This is a genomic window from Lysinibacillus sp. IITD104, from assembly GCF_036698265.2.
GTDB lineage: Bacteria > Bacillota > Bacilli > Bacillales_A > Planococcaceae > Lysinibacillus > Lysinibacillus boronitolerans.
Genome location: NZ_JBAHYH020000001.1, coordinates 2,325,923 through 2,344,705, shown reverse-complemented (window position 1 = coordinate 2,344,705; position 18,783 = coordinate 2,325,923). Strand labels below are relative to the sequence as shown.

Sequence of the window (18,783 nt, the reverse complement as noted above, 5' to 3'; positions counted from 1 at the left end):
GAAATCCATGAGCTAATAAATGGAATTTTAAAGGCCTTATATGAAACTTTTTCCAAATGAATTCGTAACTGATACAAAGGGGGATATAGGATGACGAAGATTTTTCTGGTGTCTATTACTAAAAATATCGATGAACAAGTAAGTGAGCAGAAAGTGAAAGAAAAAGTCTTTGAGAAAAAATCAAAAGTAAAAGCCTATTTAAACAAAGAAGGGTATATGAAGGAATCTAAAAATCAATATGTGAAAATCACTGATGAATCGATATTAGTTGCTGCAATTCAAAAAATAAAAATCAAAAAATAATGATGAGGTCATGTTCTTAAGAGCATGACTTTTTTAATGATTTTAAAAGCTATTTAAAAAAGCCAGACATTAAACAATGTCTGACTCCATACGTATATAGCCTTTTAAATCATCGTATAATTCTAAAGAAAATGAATTGGAATCGGCTTGGGGGCTAACGCCTTTTTGGACAAAAAGAAGAAATTCATTGAGTGCCTTTTCTGAGCCCTCCACTTCCACTTCAATTTGTTCAGCGTCATTCAATCGACAGTATCCTTTTAACCCTAATTCAATAGCTTTTTGCTTGATGAAGAAACGGTAGCCTGTGCCGTAGACATCACCAAAAAATTTTATACTTGCTCGTTTGTTCAAGGGAATACCTCCTACTTCATGAGGGAGAGGGGCGAACCTCCCCATTATTGCATGACACGTTCTTTTTCTAAATAGGCAATTAAGTTATTAATGTGATAGAGTACATGCTTGGATGCCTCATCGACCTCTTTTAGATGAACATCAGCTTGCTCGATATGACCCGCTTTATGGGCTTCAGCCGCAAGCTTCGCTGATTCATGGACGCGTAAATGATAGCCATCTAATTCATGATAGTCCTGTAAATGACCGAAACGTTCGACTGTCCGAGGTGCTGTGTACCATTTGCCAAGTCGACAGTCTCGATGAGAAGAAACATCGCTTGGATCAACGTTTTCTAGACCAAGGAACATGTTATAAATGCGCCATTTCCATAAGATATGATCCGCCTTCGATAATTGTAAAAGGGCAATAGATGAAAGCTGTACATTATTGTTTGCAATAAGATCATTACGGAAGCGGTTAATTTCTTTCCCTAATAAATGAATATCGCTGGAAGTATTATGACTATAATCACGAATATCTTCCTGCAAGCTTGAAATTTGGATCATTCTTGCTGAGACTTCATCAATCGCAGCTGCTTGTTCTTGGGAAATGGCAGCTGTATTTGTCACATCTAAATTAATACCCTCAATCGCTTGAACAATGGCATTTAATAATGGTAACGAATCTTTTGCTTCTACGGTTGCTTCTTTAATAATAGCTGTTGTATCTGTAATCGAGTTAGATACATCGTTGGAATAACTCTTTAAATGATGAACATTGGCAGAAACTTCACTTAGCGCAGATACTGTGTTTTCAGCAAGCTTTCGTACTTCCTGTGCAACGACCGCAAAGCCTTTTCCATGCTCACCTGCACGCGCTGCTTCAATGGAGGCATTAAGTGCGAGTAGGTTGGTTTGATCGGCGATTTGGTTGATCAATGTGACAACTTGCTCAATATCATTTACCCGTTTTTGCAGTTCTGAAAATGAGTCTACAATGGAAGTAAAGGTTTCTTCTGTTTTAAAAATCTCCGACAAAGCATGCTCAATTGCGTTTTTACCTTTCGTAGCATGGTCAACAGATTCAGTTGTTTTCTCGGATATATGGGAAGACATGCGTGCAACCTCATTGATAGAGGCAGCGATCTGTTCTGTTGCAGCAGTAGAGGATTGAATCTCCTCATTTTGCTTATCTAGGCTAAAAACTAAATCCTTCATGTACATAATTTTGGCATTGACATCCATTAAAGAGGATACTTCTCCCACCACATTTTCAATAATGCGCTCTGTCAACACTTCCACTAATAATTCTTGATCAACATTGACAGCGGATTGGAATGATTTCATATATTGAAATGCTTTATTCGGCTTGATTCCAAAATTGTATAAAATATATGTAGTAATATAGAAGGCAAATTGGTTGAAGACAACAATTAATTTACCTGGCTCATATTGATGCTTGCGAAATAGATTGAAAAATTTGACAGTTTCGTCTACATAATGATCATCACGAGTTGCTAAGAAAAACTGCGTTAAGTATTGATTAATATTTTCTTCACTAATGATTAATTGAGAGGTAGGGGATATCTCGCTTAAATAATGATGAAAAATGGCATTCATGGAAGGGGTAATATCTTTGAGCTTTTGATAGAGTGCCTTTAAGTGCTCCTCATCTTGTGAATTGAAATGATTGAATGCCAGTGTTTGGTAAAATCGGCCTGTTGCATGTAAATCTGTACCACGTTTTAGTAGTTCTTCTAGCTCTGCTTTAGGTCGAATACTTGAAAACATAAAAAAACCTCCAAAAAGTATGTATAATAAGGTAATAATAGCATAATTCAGGTGGTTTTAATAGACATTTCAGTTGTGTTTGCTAAAATGAAACTATCTTATGACAGCAAGGAATGGGCAAATATGTATACAATTATTTACATGAAAGCGGACTATGAGCCTTGGTGGAAATTTGAAGGCTGGGAAGCTTATATTCAAACAGAGGATACATTTGACACGAAGGAGCTCTTTGAACGTGCATTACAGCAAAAATTAGCGCATTTTCGTTCCTCTTACGATAATGAGGCAACGAAAGAGGAGCAATATTGGGCTTTTTGGTCTGAGGATGAAAGCTTTTATTGTGAGGCTTGCGATGATGATGCACAAGTATATCATGGAATAATTGCGTGTAAAATAGAAGAGAAGTAAAATAATTTTGAAAAAAAGTAAAAAAGATTTTTTCTTTATTTGACAAAATTATGAATGGCAGTTATACTTGAGTTAACAATTTAATTGCTTCACCGGAAACATGAATTCACATATTACAAAAAGTGATCGCGTTAGTTCGGTACTCTTTGTAATATGTGAATTTTTTTCAATCGCTGAAGAAATTACATATTGTTCACTTTTATTTTTTGGAGGTTTTCTTAAATGAAACAAGGTACAGTAAAATGGTTTAACTCAGAAAAAGGTTTTGGATTTATCGAAGTTGAAGGTGAAAACGACGTATTCGTACACTTCTCAGCTATCCAAGGCGAAGGTTTCAAAACTCTTGACGAAGGTCAAAAAGTGGAATTCGAAGTTGTAGATGGCAACCGCGGACCACAAGCTGCTAACGTAACTAAACTTTAATTCTCAGTAATTAAAATTACTTCGTTAAACCCAAGACATCCTATGCAAATAGGATGTCTTTTTTGTATCATTTGTAAGTTTAAGGATTACAAATCCTATTTTAGGTTAAATATATAGTAGTGGCGGATAGACTTGCAAAAGTGAAGGATAGCATTGCCAAAGTAGCGGATAGCGCTATATAAGTAGCGGATAGCCATGCGAAAGTAATGGATAGCTACACAAAAGTAGCAGCTAACCCCATAAAATGAAGATTAGTACCGCCAAAATACCGCATCACTTGTAATGAAGGAGGCAGATGAATGTGAATAATGAAGAAAAATTACCTGATGAACAGGAGCAGCAAGATTTTTATCAGAAACTACGTACAAAATTAGTAGCGTTTCTTGGATCGAAAAAGGGAAAAAGTAATAAGTTTACACCATATTTAATGTTTGTGCCTGATTTATTTCATTTATTAATTAAAACCGTAACCGATGCGGGTGTGGATAAGAAGAGTCGTGCATTAATTGGGGCATCCATTGCGTATTTTGTATTGCCAATGGATTTAATGCCAGAAGGACTGCTAGGCTTTGGTGGCTATTTAGATGATGTTGTACTAGCAACTTTTGTAATAAATACGATTATTAATAAGTTGGGCCCAGATGTAGTGGAAAAGCATTGGACAGGGGATGACAAGCTTTTACATGTGCTACAAAAGGTCGCAGAAGTGAGTGATGAGGTTGTCAGTAAAATTCCTGTAAAATCGCCAATTGCTCAGTTTGTTAAGCAAGAAAGTAAAGACAAATAATAATATTATGTAAACTTAAGATACCCTAAAAAAAGAACCTGTCATCAGCAGGTTCTTTTTTTATTGCTCCTCTAATAAATTACGGAGCTGTTGTACAGGTACAAATAGGCCAACGCGACCAATGGGCTCATATTTCATCGTGGCAAAGATAATCCCAATGACCTCACCATGTTGATCGATTACAGGGCTACCACTATTGCCACGATAAACAGGAGCTTTTAGCATTCTAACTGGCTCCTGCCAATCTTCTAATTGAATGGATTCTAGCAATGTTCCTTCATTAGCAATGCCGGTGAATGCAAGTGGATTTCCAATAAAATAGACATGTTCATTAACCGTGTAAGGTGGATCTTCTGCAAGAGGTAGATAGGGCAGTTGCTCGGCTTGCACCTGGATGAAGGCTAAATCTACAGCTGGATAGCTCTCGATTAATGTTGCCTCCATCAATCCCTCATCAGGAAAGACGACTGATAATGTTGTGGCATGTTCTACTACATGGGCGTTGGTGACAATCAGACCATCTGGTGAGATGGCAAATCCAGTGCCTTTACTGGAGCCTGTTGAAATTTCTACGACTGCCTTTTTATATGCTTGTATCTCTTCTTGTGCAGAGAGCCGCGTTGAAACCTTGATAAATTCAAGCGCAGGTATGGAGTAGATTTGAAAAATGAGGGCAAAGGTATTGAAAAACAGCACCAGTGCCATACCCCACACAATCCAGCGTACAAGAGGCTTTTGTTTTTTGGGCTTTTTTCCATGAATGCGTTCTTCTCTCGCTTGTGCCAATGCTTTTTGCTGTTCCTCAAGTACAAGTTCAATAAATTCTTCTTCCGTTAATTCATCTTGCTTTGGTGTTGCATTATGTATATCACTCATTGATTGGCCCCCTTTGCTAAAAAACAGACGCCCAAGCAGGACGCCTGTTTTCTTTCAATTATTCTATTTTTTGCAAGGTTGATGTCACAACAAATGGCTCATCTTGCTCTGTTTCCATCCTATCCTCTTTTCGAATTAGACCAATGTCCTTTGCAAAATATTTGGTTGTGGTCATTTGTTCTTCAGAGCGACTTAGCTGGATGACATCTCGATAGACCGTTGTACCAGTATCAACAGTAGCAGAAGTTGATTCAATGGTCCAACCTTGAAAGCTTGTCCCGACTTGCAATGGCTTTTGAAGTATGGTTTCCAGTACAGGATAAGAAGCTGCCTCAGCTGTACTTGGCATGCTTGGATTACTGTCAACAGGTTCTCGATAGACAAGATCAATACTTGTATCCGTTATGCGATAGATTTTTAATAGTGTCACTCCACCATTATCCTCTATTTGTACGATATGCTGTGTATCGAGATAGGTAGTTTTTAGTGTGAAGCTGGCAAATTCATTTCCTTCCCCTTGAAAAGAAGCAACAGATCCATCAGGTGGAAAATAGGAGAGAAGTGACGTGTGATCTTGTTCTACTGTTTGCTTGTCCTCCACAGCCGGAGTTGGTGATGGCACCGACTCTTCCTGGACTTCTTCACGACAGCCAGCAAGTAAAAATGCTACAGAAAGTACTAGAACAGGGTATCTCATAGGCAAACTCCTTCGCTATTTTCTTTTATTATACGTGAACGAGAAGTGTTATACGAATGAAATGAGATATTAATGCAATAATATTATTATGTAAACTAAATAATAGAAACTTGTAACAGCATGGAAAATTATCTATGATAGAAATGAAGTGAAAAAATGGGGGACAAAGACATGTATAGACAAGTAGATGATTTCTTACAAGAATGGTCCAATGCATCAAACGGAACACTGCAGGTATTACAGGCTTTAACAGATGATAAGCTAGATCAAAGTATTGTAGAGGGTCACAGTACACTTGGCTGGTTAGGTTGGCATTTAGTTGGAGCAGCAGGTTATTTTAGCTATCTTGCAGGTTTAAAGGTGCCGTCGATTCGTCAAGAAGATCCAGTGCCAACGACTGCGGCTGAGATCGTGACAGCCTATGAAAACGTAGCAAAAGGTATTAAAGAGGAAGTGGCTAAGCTTGCTAATGAAGATTTATTAGAGGTTGTAAATGGCTTTACTGCGCCAATGCCGAAAGGGGCTATATTACGTGTATTAATCGACCATCAAACACATCATCGTGGACAAATGACGGTTCTGCTACGTCAAGCAGGTTTACCAGTACCTGGCGTGATGGGACCAACAAAGGAAATGCAATAATCACGTGAGCGGCGGATAAATAGTTTATCTGCTGCATTTTTTTAAATTGACACTTACCTACTAGTAAGTTAGTATAAAGCCATGACAAATAGAAAAATGCAAATTATAGAGTTAACATTGAAGAATATTCAGGAAAAAGGATTCACATCATTTAGTTATGAGCATTTAGCAAAGGAGCTTGGTGTCACGAAGGCCAGTATTCACTATCATTTCGAGAAGAAGGGAGATTTAGGGATTGCTGTTTGCGAAAGAATTCAACAAGGGTTAGAGAGAACTTTTACATTGATAAAGGAGTCCACTATGCCAGCTGAGGAAAAGCCGTTTGCCTTTATTATGCAGCGCATAAAATTTCTTGAGCAAGACGGCATTTGTCCTATCTCAGCGTTGCAGGCAGATTATCAAGAATTACCGCAACCAATGCAAGATAAGCTTCAGCAGCTTAGTCAAATGGAAATCGATGTCTTTGTTGAGCTATTGAAAGAAGCAAAACAACAGGGTGCACTCCAAGCTACTAATGATTTGGAGGCTCTCGCTATATTACTTATTTCGAGTACGAAAGGGGCATTACAATATAAACGTGTTGTAGGAGAAGCATTCTTTTTAAAGATGCTGGAGCAATTAAAGGAACTGTTAAAGTAAGACATGAAACGAGAAGGAGCGATGTGCATGGTACGAAGAGTCGTTGTGACTGGCTATGGTGTTGTTTCCCCGTTAGGTAATTCGGTATCAGCCTTATGGGAGAATATTAAAGCAGGAAAATCAGGGATTCAAAAAATTCAAGGGGAGGCATTCAGCGGCATTCATACGCAAATTGCTGGGACGAGTACGGATTTCGATGCAACGCAGTATATGGATAAAAAAGAAATCAGTAAATATGATCTATTTGTGCAATATGCTGTTGCCGCTGCCCAACAAGCTCTGACACAAGCCAATTTAAATATGGAGCAGGTAGATAAGGAGCGTTTAGGCGTTTACATTGGCTCTGGCATTGGGGGCATTGACACAATTTTAGAAAATCATCAGGCTATGCTTGATAATGGGCCTCGGAAGGTGTCACCATTTATGGTGCCCATGATGATAAGCAATATGGCTGCAGGAATACTAGCAATTAAAACGGGCTTTAAAGGACCAAGCTTTTCACCTGTTTCAGCCTGTGCGACAGGAAACCAAGCGATTGGAGAAGCTTTCTTAGCGATTCGACATGGCTATGCGGATGGCATTTTAGCTGGCGGAGCGGAGGCACCGATCAATCCACTTAGCTTTGCAGGATTCTCACGCATGAAAGCCATGTCCACTAGAAATGATGAGCCAACAAAGGCCAGTCGACCATTCGATAGCGAGCGCGATGGCTTTGTCATGTCTGAAGGAGCTGGCATCGTATTCCTAGAGGAGTATGAACACGCCAAACAAAGGGGCGCTACAATTCTCGGTGAGATTGTTGGCTATGGTGTGACAACAGATGCTTATCATATTACAGCACCTGATTTTACGGGTGCCGCCAATGCCATGAAGCTGGCATTAAAAATGGCAGCTATCGATCGGGCAGCTATCGATTATATCAATGCACATGGTACAAGCACACCAGAGGGGGATAAATCTGAAACGAAGGCGATTAAACACGTTTTTGGTGACCATGCCTATCAACTAAAGGTCAGCTCCACAAAGTCAATGACAGGACATCTATTTGGCGCGGCTGGTGGAATTGAAGCCATTATTACATTGAAAAGTATAATGGATGGCATTATTCCACCAACAATCAATTATGAAACACCAGATCCCGAGTGTGATTTAAACTATGTTCCTAATGAGGCGCTTCATCAAGACGTTAACTTTGCGCTATCCAATGGGTTTGGCTTTGGTGGTCATAATGCTGTGCTAGCATTTAAAAAATTTGAGGAATAAGGCATTCGCTATTAGATAAAAAAAGTGGTATGAATTTGATTGTTCATACCATTTTTTTACGCTTGTTCTATTAACTTGAAAAGAGAAGAGGGAACGTAAGCTATGGCAAGTCAATAAGTTTTCCTTATGACAAATGGCTAGAAATTCGTATTATAACTTATATTTAGACTATGGTAAATTCAAAGGAAAAAGGGGGATGGATAATGCGAATCTTTGATGCACATTTTCATATCATTGACTTTAATTTTCCGATTATCGAAAATCAAGGATATACACCACCAAGCTATATAGTAGCGGATTATCAAAAGGATACAGTGAATCTTCAGATAGCGGGAGGCGCCATTGTATCAGGATCTTTTCAAGGATTTGACCAAGCCTATCTTTTAAAAGCATTGAAACAACTGGGTCCCACGTTTTGTGGGGTAACGCAATTACCTAATACGGTCACGGATGATGAAATTGTACATTTACATAACAATGGGGTACGGGCATTACGCTTTAATAGTAGACGAGGTGGCTCAGAGGATTTATCACAGCTAGATACCTTTGCACGACGGGTTTATGATTTGGTGGGCTGGCATAGTGAATTATATATCGATGCGAAGGAATTACCCGAGATAGCCTCGACAATTGAAGCATTACCAGCCATCTCCATCGATCATTTAGGGCTGTCGGAAGAAGGGCTACCACATCTATTAAAGCTTGTTGATAAGGGTATACGTGTCAAGGCGACTGGCTTTGGTCGTGTAGAGCTAGATGTGCAGCATGCGTTACAAGCGATTTATCATGTTAATCCAGATGCGCTAATGTTTGGAACAGATTTGCCATCCACAAGAGCCAAACGACCTTTTAACAATGCGGATGTAGAATTGATTCAACAGCTTTTTGATCAACAGGCTGCTGATAAAATCCTCTATGAGAATGCGCTACAATGGTATTTCCAACGTTGAATAGGAAAAAAGAATCCATTTTGACATCAAAATGGATTCTTTTTTGATTGTGACGGTACTAAGCATTTCGATAGTTGGCAAACATAATTTCCTTATAATACTGGTCTAATTGAGGCATACCCAGCTCTTTTGCGATCATCAGCTCAGCCTCACGGTCATATGCTACTCTAATAAATTGGATGGCATTATTGGACTGTGTTCCATCTAGGATGGCATAGGAAGCGGAAGTTAGGTCAAGTGAATTACCAACACTCCCAACATTACAAAGAATTCCTTGTTTATATGTATGTAAAAAAGTTGTATGGATATCGCCATAGAACACAATATCAGGTTGTTTCTTGTAATGGATTGAATTGGTTACTGCATTATTCTCAAACATAGATAAACGCTTTTCAAGTGGATGACTCTGTAAGATACGTTCAAACTCGCTTCTTGGGGATGCATGGAAAAATCTAATGAGCTGGTCATTTAATTCAAGATCAATATGAAAGGGTAATGACCCGAGATACTGATAGTCTTTTGTTGTTAATCGATCTTTAAACCATTGTAGAAAATCATTGTCAGTAGGGGATTGAATAAATACATCCCAATTGCCTCGAACGACTTGCTCACAATTCTGTTGGATGAGCTCTATACATGCAGATCCTTGAGGACCCTTGCCAATTAAATCACCTAAACAAAAAATTCTGTCAATTTTTCTTAAACGAATGTCTGCTAACACGGCCTCTAATGCCGTTTTATTTCCATGAATATCTGATATAATGGCAATTTTCTTCACAACGTTTCCCCCTCATCAATGCTATACTCTATCATTCTATAAAAATCCTTTAATACCTTTATAAACCATATAAACGCAAAAGACAAAAAAATCCTCTACCGCTGTTGGTAGAGGATTTTTGTAAAGCTTAGCTTAAGCCTTGGCTATCTTTCCACTCTAAGAATTCATCATATGTTAATTGCTTATCTAAAATAGTACCGTCTTCACGGATTTCGATGACACGGTTAGCAATTGTTTGGATGAATTGATGGTCATGAGATGTGAAAATCATTGCGCCTTTGAAACGAATTAAGCCTTCGTTCAATGCTTGAATAGATTCAAGGTCAAGGTGGTTCGTTGGCTCATCTAATAAAATAACGTTTGCTGTTGCCAGCATCATTTTTGATAGCATACAACGTACTTTTTCGCCCCCTGATAGAACAGCAGGGGATTTCTTCACTTCTTCACCAGAGAACAGCATACGTCCTAGGAAACCACGTAGGAAGCTTTCTGTTTCATCGTCTGGAGAATATTGGCGTAGCCATTCTACTAATGTTTTTTCAGAACCTTCGAAGTACTTGTCATGATCGTTTTCGAAGTAGCTTTGAGATGTCGTTACACCCCATTTAAATGTGCCAGCATCTGCTTCTTTTTCTTCCATTAAAATATCAAGAAGTGCTGTTTTCGCCATTGGGCTACCAAGTAAAACAATTTTATCTTCTTTGTTCATCGAGAAGCGAATGTCCTTGAATAGTGTTTCGCCTTCATGACTTGCCGTTAGGCCGTCTACTGTTAGGACATCGTTACCAATTTCACGGCCGATTTGGAAGTTGATGAATGGATATTTACGGCTTGATGGCTTAATATCATCCAGCTCAATTTTATCCAGCATTTTTTTACGAGATGTTGCTTGCTTTGATTTAGAAGCATTCGCAGAGAAACGTGCGATGAACGCCTGTAGTTCTTTAATTTTCTCTTCTTTTTTCGCATTTTGGTCTTGTGCCATTTTTTGCGCTAATTGAGAAGACTCATACCAGAAATCATAGTTCCCTACATATAATTGGATTTTAGAGAAGTCCAAATCCGCAATATGTGTACATACTTTGTTTAAGAAGTGACGGTCATGGGATACAACAATAACTGTATTCTCAAAGTTAATCAGGAACTCTTCCAGCCATTGAATTGCCTTTAAGTCAAGGTGGTTGGTAGGCTCATCGAGTAATAGCACATCAGGCTGACCAAAAAGGGCCTGTGCAAGTAATACTTTGACTTTGTCAGAACCTTCAAGATCGCCCATTAGCATGTAATGAAGATCATCTGAGATACCTAAACCGTTCAATAGTGTAGCTGCTTCTGAATCAGCTTCCCAACCGTTTAGCTCTGCAAATTCACCTTCTAACTCTGCAGCACGCATGCCATCCTCATCTGAGAAGTCTTCCTTTGCATAGATAGCGTCTTTTTCTGTTTTCACGTCATAAAGGCGTTTATTCCCCATAATAACTGTGTCTAGCACTGTATGCTCATCGTATTCGAAGTGGTTTTGTTTCAGAACAGATAAACGTTCGTCCTTACCCATCGATACATTGCCTTCTTGCGCTTCAATTTCACCAGAAAGGATTTTTAAAAATGTTGATTTACCAGCACCATTTGCCCCAATTAAACCGTAGCAATTGCCTGGTGTGAATTTTATATTTACGTCTTCAAATAGTTTACGATCGCCATAGCGAAGACCTACATTACTAACTTGAATCATGCAAGTTCCTCCTTTTTTCACAATGGCTCTAGTATAGCATGAAATATGTTCCATAGTCTATAAACATTATTAAATCAAGGTTTGGCGTTCTTTCCACATTTTTTGTTAAACATAAACTGAATAAAGATACAATAAAAAAATTAAATTTGGTGTAACTTTCTTTGAGAGTGGAGCGTCTATTGTAGTGTGATTAACTATTTTTGAAAAAGAATAGAAAAATGACATCATTTTCCATGGGGATTTTAGTTGCTTATTTACAATGGTTTCGTCTAAAATGATTCTGACTGTTTATATGTCAAGTAAATCATCACTGGTGCCCACAAGCCCATCCCCGTTTTGAATGCCAGCTACTCGTGGCTCTTTCATTTATCCTAGATTGATGTTGCTAATGTTAGACTAAAAACATCACAATCCTCATAAATGATTTCATTCATTTATCTTGATGATAATTTTATAGAGAATGCTATAAGCTAAAAAATTATTCATTTGTGGTAATGATATGCCTGCGTTCAACTAGGACATTCAGCCCTTGAGGCGGGAATGATGATTAAATAAACACATTGATGGTAAATTTAACAATTGGAGGTATATTATGGGTAAGGGCTTATTATGGACAGCCACTTGTGTAATAGTAGTTTTACTTGGGTTTGGTAGCTACTATTTTATTAAAGAAATAACAAACTCAATGGCATACAATAAATTAGTGGATGAGTATAAAAAGCCAGAACCAATTGAACATATAGAGGCAGAATATGATGTTATTGTCATTGGTGGTGAACCAGAGGGTGTTGCTGCTGCTGTTGCTGCTGCTCGAAATGGTGCGAAAACATTGTTGGTCGAAAAACGACAAGAGTTAGGTGGATTATTTACATATGGTATGCTGAATTTCCTCGACATTCCTCGTGATGGCCATAACAACTCGATAAGTGAGGGAATATTTAAGGAATGGCATGAGCTTGTTAGAGGGAATGACGCTTTTGGCATTGTAGGTGCTAAGGCAGCCTTTAAAAAGCTGATCGATGAAGAGCCCAACTTAACTTTATCCGTGCAAACCGAGATCGTGAAAGCAAATGTTAAACAACAACAATTAACGTCCGTGGAATTAAAAAATAAATACGGTACATATGTTGTGACGGGGAAATCTTTCATAGATGCTACACAGGATGCTGATTTTGCAGCCATGTCAGGCGTTCCATTCTTTGTGGGTGGAGAAGATATTGGCATAAAGGATAAGCGTATGGCTGTGACTTTAATGCTGCATCTAAAAAATGTTGATTGGGATGAAGTAAAAAAAGCGGCTAAGTCTGGTGTATTTGGCGGTGCTAATTTAAATCATACCGTTATGTGGGGCTTTACAAAGCTGCATGATGAATACAAGCCATTACAAGAGGGTACAAGATTACGAGGGTTAAACTTAGCTCGTGTAGATGATGAATATTTCATCAATGCCTTACAGATTTTTGGTATTGATGGCTTGAATGAAGCCTCCAAACAAGCGGCTATTGCCACTGGGAAGAAAGAAACGTTACACATTCTAAAATATTTACAAACAAACTTCCCAGGATTTGAAAAGGCTGAAATTGTTAGCTATCCAGAAGAACTCTACGTCCGAGAAACAAGACATATTTGGGCAGAGTATCAATTACCAATGGCAGACCTTTGGAAAAATAGTGATCAGTGGGATAGCATTGGCATTGCCTCTTATCCAGTCGATGTGCAAGCGCAAACGCCTCATGATTACGGCTATGTGATCGCATCACCAAAGCAATATGCCATTCCATTCCGTTCATTAGTACCGAAGGACATTGATGGCTTACTGGTTGTCGGACGCTCTGCTGGTTACTCATCACTAGCAGCTGGTAGTGCACGTATTGTTCCAACAGGGATGGTGACAGGTGAAGCGGCTGGGACCGCAGCTGCTCTTGCACAGAAGCATGATGTAACCTTTAGAGAAATGAGCAAGGATAAACAATTAATTGCTACATTACAAGAGCAATTGACTAAACAAGGTGCCTATGTTGATTCATTTTCAATTGAGTACCCATATCAAGGAGAATGGTATGATGAAGCCATTCAAACGCTCATTAATTACGGCCTTGTAGTGGGCGGCTATGATAATGACCTAAAAGTAGATAGTAAGGCGACGAAAATAAAGTTTGCGAAAATGTTAAAAGAGAGTATGCTACGTGCTGGTGGAGAAAGTACATCAGAAATGAAGGATCAGCTCGAAATTGTTATCAATAAAGTTTATAATCAAGGTGATGAACCCATTGAGCGAGATGAGCTAGCCCAATATTTGGCTGATGTCCTCATCGGTGAATCCAATGCGACAAGCTGGGATACGTTAGTTGAAAAAGGAATCGTCACTGAGCAAGTAGCCAAAAAAATCTCTCATAATAAGAAACTAAAATTAAAAGAGATGTATGCCATTATGGCTGATGTTATTCATTATGTAGAAAAAAAACGTTCCTCATTGTGAGGAGCGTTTTTTGCCGAATGGGCAACATAAAAAAGGTTGACGCTGCTAAGGAAGTCCTGTAATATATGTCAAAATCATAGAAAAATTCGATGAAAAAGAGAGTAATTGATGGGAAGACTGGCAAGCGAGTTAGGGATGGTGGGAGCCTAATGCAGGAACCATGAATGAAGCGCACTTTGGAGAAGATTCTCGAAATAGTAGTAGAGAATAGCGGGGCGTCACCTCGTTAACAATGGAAAGTGGTCATGTCACATGGCAACTAGAGTGGTACCACGGGATTATCATGCTCTCGTCTCTAATTATAGAGGCGAGGGCTTTTTTATTTGGATAGGAGGAGGAGCAAGATGAATAAACAAATCGCCGATAGTATAGCAGTCGTATTAAAGCAGCAAATAACAGGGGAGGAAATATTGTCACTATTAGAAAAACCAAAAAGCTTGGAGCTAGGGGACGTGGCCTTTCCATGCTTTACCCTAGCGAAAGTGTGGAAACAGTCTCCACAAAGTATCGCAGCACAAATAGCAAGTCAATTAAACCATGACAGTATCGAGCGTGTGCAAGCCGTTGGTGGCTATGTCAATATTTTTCTAGCTCAGCAACAGGTAACGCAACAGGTGTTGAGCAAGATTCTACGCGATAAGCAACAATATGGTACTAGCTCAACAAAGATGGGAACGGTCGTCTTGGATTTTTCATCTCCTAATATTGCCAAGCCCTTCTCAATGGGACATTTACGTTCAACGGTTATCGGCAATGCCTTAGCAAATATAGCAGAGAAAAATGGCTATCAAGCGATTCGTATCAATCATTTAGGGGACTGGGGTACACAGTTTGGTAAGCTTATTGTTGCCTATCAGCTTTGGGGGGACAAACAGGCTATTTCAGCGTCACCGATTAAGGAGTTGCTAAAGATTTATGTGAAATTTCATGAAGAGGCAGAGCAAGATCCAACACTGAATGAACAGGCTCGTGCCGCCTTTAAAGCATTGGAGGATGGTGATGCAGAGGCACTAGCATTGTGGCAATGGTTCCGAGATGTGTCATTAGATGAGTTTCAAACAATCTATAAGCTGTTAGGAATTGATTTTGATGCCTTTACAGGTGAAGCCTTTTACAATGACAAAATGACGCCCGTTGTGACAGCGCTAAAAGACAAAGGGCTACTCGTAGAATCAGACGGTGCGTATGTTGTGGAGATGGAGGAGATGCCTCCATGTTTAATAACGAAAACGGATGGTGCCACGCTGTATGCGACGCGTGATTTAGCAGCCGCCCTGTATCGTCAACAGCACTATCAGCCCGAAAAGATGTTCTATGTCGTTGGTAATGAGCAGTCCCTCCACTTTAAACAACTTTTTCAGGTCATCGAAAAAATGGGCGATCCTTGGGCAAAGAATCTACAGCATGTCCCATTTGGCATGATGCTGAAGGATGGCAAAAAAATGTCGACTCGTAAAGGCAAGGTGGTGTTATTAGCAGATGTGCTAGCTGAGGCCATTGCGACGGCAAAGCGTAATATTGAGCAGAAAAATCCTCATCTTTCAAATAAAGAGCAAGTAGCACAGCAAGTGGGGGTTGGAGCGGTAATTTTTAATGATTTAAAATCCCATCGTCTAAACGATATTGAATTTTCAATCGAGCAGATGATGAATTTTGAAGGCGAAACAGGTCCATATGTACAGTATACGTATGCGCGTATTTGCTCTATTTTAGATAAAGCGAAAGCTCCGACTCAAGGTAAGATATTGAATTCTTTAGGAGAGCTGGCTTGGCCGATTATCTTATTACTAGAACAGTTTCCCAAAACGGTAGCTATGGCTTTTGAGCAGGCTGATCCGTCTCAAATAGCGAAATATGCCTTACAATTGGCACGCTTATTCAATAAATATTATGCACAGCACAAAATAGTAGCAGATGATGAACAGCAAGCATCCCGTCTTGCACTATGTCAGAGTGTCGCCATTGTTTTAAAAGAGTCATTAGCCTTATTAGGTATTGAAGCACCAGAAAATATGTAATAAACAATAGCCATTTAAAGGCAAACTGGCCAATGATTGACCATCCTTCGAAAACATGATAAAAGGATAGAGGAATCCATGCAAGCTTTTCATAAATGAAGGCTGCGTAATAGTAGAGAGGATCGAACAAATGGCTAAAAAACAATGGACCATTTCACTCACCTTCGTAGTCATTAGTATATTTTTTGTTGCACTTAATATGAGACCAGCCGTCACGGGAATAGGACCTCTTTTTAACATCCTCATGACATCCTTACATGTCTCGAATACAAGCATGAGCTTTCTCACAGCGATTCCCGTTTTTTGTATGGGATTATTTGCTCCATTGGCTGTCCCGCTTCAGCGAAAAATGGGCACGAAATCAGCTATCACCCTTTTAGTGGCTATCCTGGTCGTCGCGAATGGGCTACGCTTTTTCCAAGCAAGCTATCTCTTGCTCATCGTGACAAGCTTTGCGGCAGGCTTAGCGATTGCAATGATTGGTCCTATTCTAAATGCTTATATTAAGAAAAAGTTTCCAGAACGCTTTACGACAGTAGTCGGTATCTATTCATTCGGTATAGGCGTAGGGGCTACTTTAAGTGCAGCCTTAACCGTGACTTTTTATCAGAGTTTCAGTAATAGCTGGACAATCGCCCTTGGTATGTGGTCAATCCTTGCGATAGTTGCTCTCGCTATCTGGCTAGCGGCAATTCCATCCGAACACAACGAGCAGCTACACCAAGTAACTGCGTCAGAAGATGTCCGTAATCCGTGGACATCTAGACGTGCCTGGGTAATCTTACTGTACTTTGGTTTACAAACATCACTTTTTTTCTCAATCATGTCATGGCTTACACCGCTATTGCAGGATAAAGGCCTGTCATTAGAGGCAGCAAGTACCATGCTGACCATTATGTCGATTGTACAAATGATAGGGAATATGGCGGTACCAATGTTCATGGAAAAATGGCCCAGTCGAATGGCATGGCTACTAGTGTTAAGCTTTGTTGGCGTGATAGGATTTATGCTGCTGTGGCTGACAACAGGTATTTACCTATGGCTGGCTGTTTTATTAATTGGTATTGTGTTAAGTGGGCTGTTTCCAATCGGCCTATTGTTGCCTCTTGATGAAGCCAAAAATGATCAGGAGGCCACTAGTTGGTCATCTATGGTGTTGGCAGGAGGCTTTATGGTAAGTGCCATTATCCCCATTCTAATAGGCGTTTGCTATGACCTAACTAGCAACCATATATGGACGTATCTGATCTTTGTACTATTAATGCTCGGCATTCTAGTAACGACAGGACTATTAAGGAAAAAATCATTGTAAGAGACATGTGTCAGGTTGCACATGTCTTTTTATGTGAAAATTATTTTGTGGGTATGATATCCTTCCATCCTCATAGCAAATTTCGTCTTTCACCAATATTAATGGGTAGAAAGAAATGACTTTAGGGTAGTTGCTACATTTTTCTAATATTAATTAACTTATAATAATATTATGTAAACTTGAAACATTACTAGTCCTTGATTATGATAGAGAAGAGAGAATGTAGAAAAGAAAGTTTTGGTGAAGGTATGTATAAAAAAGTGCTCATTTTAGGAGCGACAGCTTTTCTTGTAGCAGGCTGCGACAGTCAAATAGGGACAGGATGGTTTCAAAATAAAAAGGCAGAGGTGGAAACAGAGGGAGCTGTGACGAAGCAACAGGAAAAAATTGTCCCAGAGGTCAAAGTGATTGGAGAGCATGGTGTTGGAGCAGGCATTATTATCAGACAACAGGATGATCAACTGTATATTTTAACGAATGGCGCACTAGTGGCATCCAAACCAACTGCCCTTGTTCAATTTGGTCAGGACAAGCTGGTAGCAGCAACTATTCATGTTATGTCAACCGCCTATAATATGGCCCTGTTACGAGTAACCTATCAAGCGGATGTGCAAGTGCCCAAGCTATATGATGGTGAGCTCAATCAGCTAGCTGTTTATGTGAATGGCTTACCCTATACGATTCAAAAATACCAAGATAAAGTTGCGGCTTATTATATAGAAGCAGAACAATCGATACCTCTAGGAAGCCCTGTTATGGAGGCTGAAAATGGCGCCATTGTCGGTCTATATTTTAATCGACAACAGCAAGGAGAATCCCAGCCATACATATTGCCTATAAAGGAATTCCAAGCATCCATTGATGAATGGATTGAAGAGGGCATGACAGCCAATGTACGACTTTCCCAATCGAAAAACTTGTACCCCTATATTGAACAAGGGGATAAAGAAGCTGTACAGCAAGCAATCGAACAATATGGAGAAAATGTATTTGCATATAATACCGATGAAATTAAGCTATTTTTAGATACGTTTCACAAGTATTTAAAGGGGGCAGTGACAACTCAGGATGCAAGTGTGATGAAATCGATTGTCGGCACAGAGGCTATACAAGAAACCTTGGCTAGTATGGTTGCCTATTATGCTTCCAAGCAAGCCAAAATTCATTTCTCCGACACGGATATTCAGGCAATTCGTGTAGAGGGACAGCGTCTTATCGTACAGGCTAAAACGGAATATATCCTAACGAATGCTGCTGGACAGGAGGCACTTGCCTACTCCAATATGGTGTATGAGTTAGAAAAAAATGAACAGGGCGAGTACAAGCTACTTGGTCTCACAAACAAGGAGTGAA

18 protein-coding genes and 1 other annotated feature are annotated in these 18,783 nt (G+C 39.4%); of the genes, 12 read left to right on the top strand and 6 right to left on the bottom strand.

Annotated features, from left to right (window positions below):
- Positions 1 to 90: 90 nt before the first annotated feature.
- Positions 91 to 303 carry a hypothetical protein gene (locus V1L66_RS11910; protein ID WP_036078997.1) on the top strand — a complete coding sequence of 71 codons (213 nt, stop codon included), beginning with the start codon at positions 91 to 93 and terminating at the stop codon, positions 301 to 303.
- Positions 304 to 372: 69 nt separating this feature from the next.
- Here V1L66_RS11910 and V1L66_RS11905 read toward each other — a convergent pair whose 3' ends face one another.
- A complete protein-coding gene (locus V1L66_RS11905; RefSeq protein ID WP_016994023.1) occupies positions 373 to 654 on the bottom strand; it encodes an acylphosphatase in 282 nt (93 codons plus the stop codon).
- A gap of 44 nt (positions 655 to 698) precedes the next feature.
- Positions 699 to 2,426, bottom strand: a complete 1,728-nt coding sequence (locus V1L66_RS11900) for a globin-coupled sensor protein (RefSeq protein WP_333004100.1) — start codon at positions 2,424 to 2,426, stop codon at positions 699 to 701.
- 123 nt (positions 2,427 to 2,549) lie between these two features.
- Here V1L66_RS11900 and V1L66_RS11895 point away from each other — a divergent pair, with 123 nt between their 5' ends.
- The 3 genes from V1L66_RS11895 to V1L66_RS11885 all read left to right on the top strand — a co-directional run bounded on the left by V1L66_RS11895 (position 2,550) and on the right by V1L66_RS11885 (position 4,044).
- Positions 2,550 to 2,834 carry a DUF1033 family protein gene (locus tag V1L66_RS11895; RefSeq protein ID WP_208644731.1) on the top strand — a complete coding sequence of 95 codons (285 nt, stop codon included), beginning with the start codon at positions 2,550 to 2,552 and terminating at the stop codon, positions 2,832 to 2,834.
- A 222-nt stretch (positions 2,835 to 3,056) separates the two neighbouring features.
- Positions 3,057 to 3,257, top strand: coding sequence for a cold-shock protein (locus V1L66_RS11890; RefSeq protein WP_004230088.1), 201 nt, complete (start codon positions 3,057 to 3,059; stop codon positions 3,255 to 3,257).
- Between the two features lie 295 nt (positions 3,258 to 3,552).
- On the top strand, positions 3,553 to 4,044 hold the full coding sequence (locus V1L66_RS11885) for a YkvA family protein (protein WP_036079005.1): 492 nt from the start codon (positions 3,553 to 3,555) through the stop codon (positions 4,042 to 4,044).
- Between the two features lie 60 nt (positions 4,045 to 4,104).
- Here V1L66_RS11885 and V1L66_RS11880 read toward each other — a convergent pair whose 3' ends face one another.
- Positions 4,105 to 4,920 carry a serine protease gene (locus V1L66_RS11880; protein WP_333004089.1) on the bottom strand — a complete coding sequence of 272 codons (816 nt, stop codon included), beginning with the start codon at positions 4,918 to 4,920 and terminating at the stop codon, positions 4,105 to 4,107.
- A 58-nt stretch (positions 4,921 to 4,978) separates the two neighbouring features.
- Positions 4,979 to 5,617 (bottom strand): hypothetical protein, encoded by a 639-nt coding sequence (locus tag V1L66_RS11875; RefSeq protein WP_036079009.1) that lies wholly within the window; start codon positions 5,615 to 5,617, stop codon positions 4,979 to 4,981.
- Between the two features lie 171 nt (positions 5,618 to 5,788).
- Here V1L66_RS11875 and V1L66_RS11870 point away from each other — a divergent pair, with 171 nt between their 5' ends.
- The 4 genes from V1L66_RS11870 (at position 5,789) to V1L66_RS11855 (ending at position 9,111) form a co-directional block, all read left to right on the top strand.
- Positions 5,789 to 6,259 (top strand): DinB family protein, encoded by a 471-nt coding sequence (locus V1L66_RS11870; RefSeq protein WP_333004087.1) that lies wholly within the window; start codon positions 5,789 to 5,791, stop codon positions 6,257 to 6,259.
- A gap of 81 nt (positions 6,260 to 6,340) precedes the next feature.
- A complete protein-coding gene (locus tag V1L66_RS11865) occupies positions 6,341 to 6,898 on the top strand; it encodes a TetR/AcrR family transcriptional regulator (protein WP_333004086.1) in 558 nt (185 codons plus the stop codon).
- Between the two features lie 27 nt (positions 6,899 to 6,925).
- Complete coding sequence (gene fabF / locus V1L66_RS11860) at positions 6,926 to 8,161, top strand: beta-ketoacyl-ACP synthase II (RefSeq protein WP_333004084.1); 1,236 nt, start codon at positions 6,926 to 6,928, stop codon at positions 8,159 to 8,161.
- Positions 8,162 to 8,364: 203 nt separating this feature from the next.
- Positions 8,365 to 9,111, top strand: coding sequence for an amidohydrolase family protein (locus tag V1L66_RS11855; RefSeq protein WP_333004083.1), 747 nt, complete (start codon positions 8,365 to 8,367; stop codon positions 9,109 to 9,111).
- Positions 9,112 to 9,169: 58 nt separating this feature from the next.
- On the opposite strand, the gene V1L66_RS11850 is transcribed toward V1L66_RS11855, so the two are convergent.
- Positions 9,170 to 9,889, bottom strand: coding sequence for a metallophosphoesterase family protein (locus tag V1L66_RS11850; protein ID WP_333004082.1), 720 nt, complete (start codon positions 9,887 to 9,889; stop codon positions 9,170 to 9,172).
- Between the two features lie 127 nt (positions 9,890 to 10,016).
- On the bottom strand, positions 10,017 to 11,621 hold the full coding sequence (locus tag V1L66_RS11845) for an ABC-F family ATP-binding cassette domain-containing protein (protein ID WP_036079018.1): 1,605 nt from the start codon (positions 11,619 to 11,621) through the stop codon (positions 10,017 to 10,019).
- A 592-nt stretch (positions 11,622 to 12,213) separates the two neighbouring features.
- Here V1L66_RS11845 and V1L66_RS11840 point away from each other — a divergent pair.
- From V1L66_RS11840 to V1L66_RS11825, 4 genes are all read left to right on the top strand, one after another.
- A complete protein-coding gene (locus tag V1L66_RS11840; protein ID WP_333004081.1) occupies positions 12,214 to 14,100 on the top strand; it encodes an FAD-dependent oxidoreductase in 1,887 nt (628 codons plus the stop codon).
- Positions 14,101 to 14,180: 80 nt separating this feature from the next.
- Positions 14,181 to 14,400, top strand: a binding site (T-box leader).
- Between the two features lie 44 nt (positions 14,401 to 14,444).
- On the top strand, positions 14,445 to 16,118 hold the full coding sequence (gene argS / locus V1L66_RS11835) for an arginine--tRNA ligase (RefSeq protein ID WP_333004080.1): 1,674 nt from the start codon (positions 14,445 to 14,447) through the stop codon (positions 16,116 to 16,118).
- Between the two features lie 130 nt (positions 16,119 to 16,248).
- On the top strand, positions 16,249 to 17,430 hold the full coding sequence (locus V1L66_RS11830; RefSeq protein ID WP_333004079.1) for an MFS transporter: 1,182 nt from the start codon (positions 16,249 to 16,251) through the stop codon (positions 17,428 to 17,430).
- Positions 17,431 to 17,678: 248 nt separating this feature from the next.
- A complete protein-coding gene (locus V1L66_RS11825; RefSeq protein WP_333004078.1) occupies positions 17,679 to 18,782 on the top strand; it encodes a hypothetical protein in 1,104 nt (367 codons plus the stop codon).
- Position 18,783: the final 1 nt, after the last annotated feature.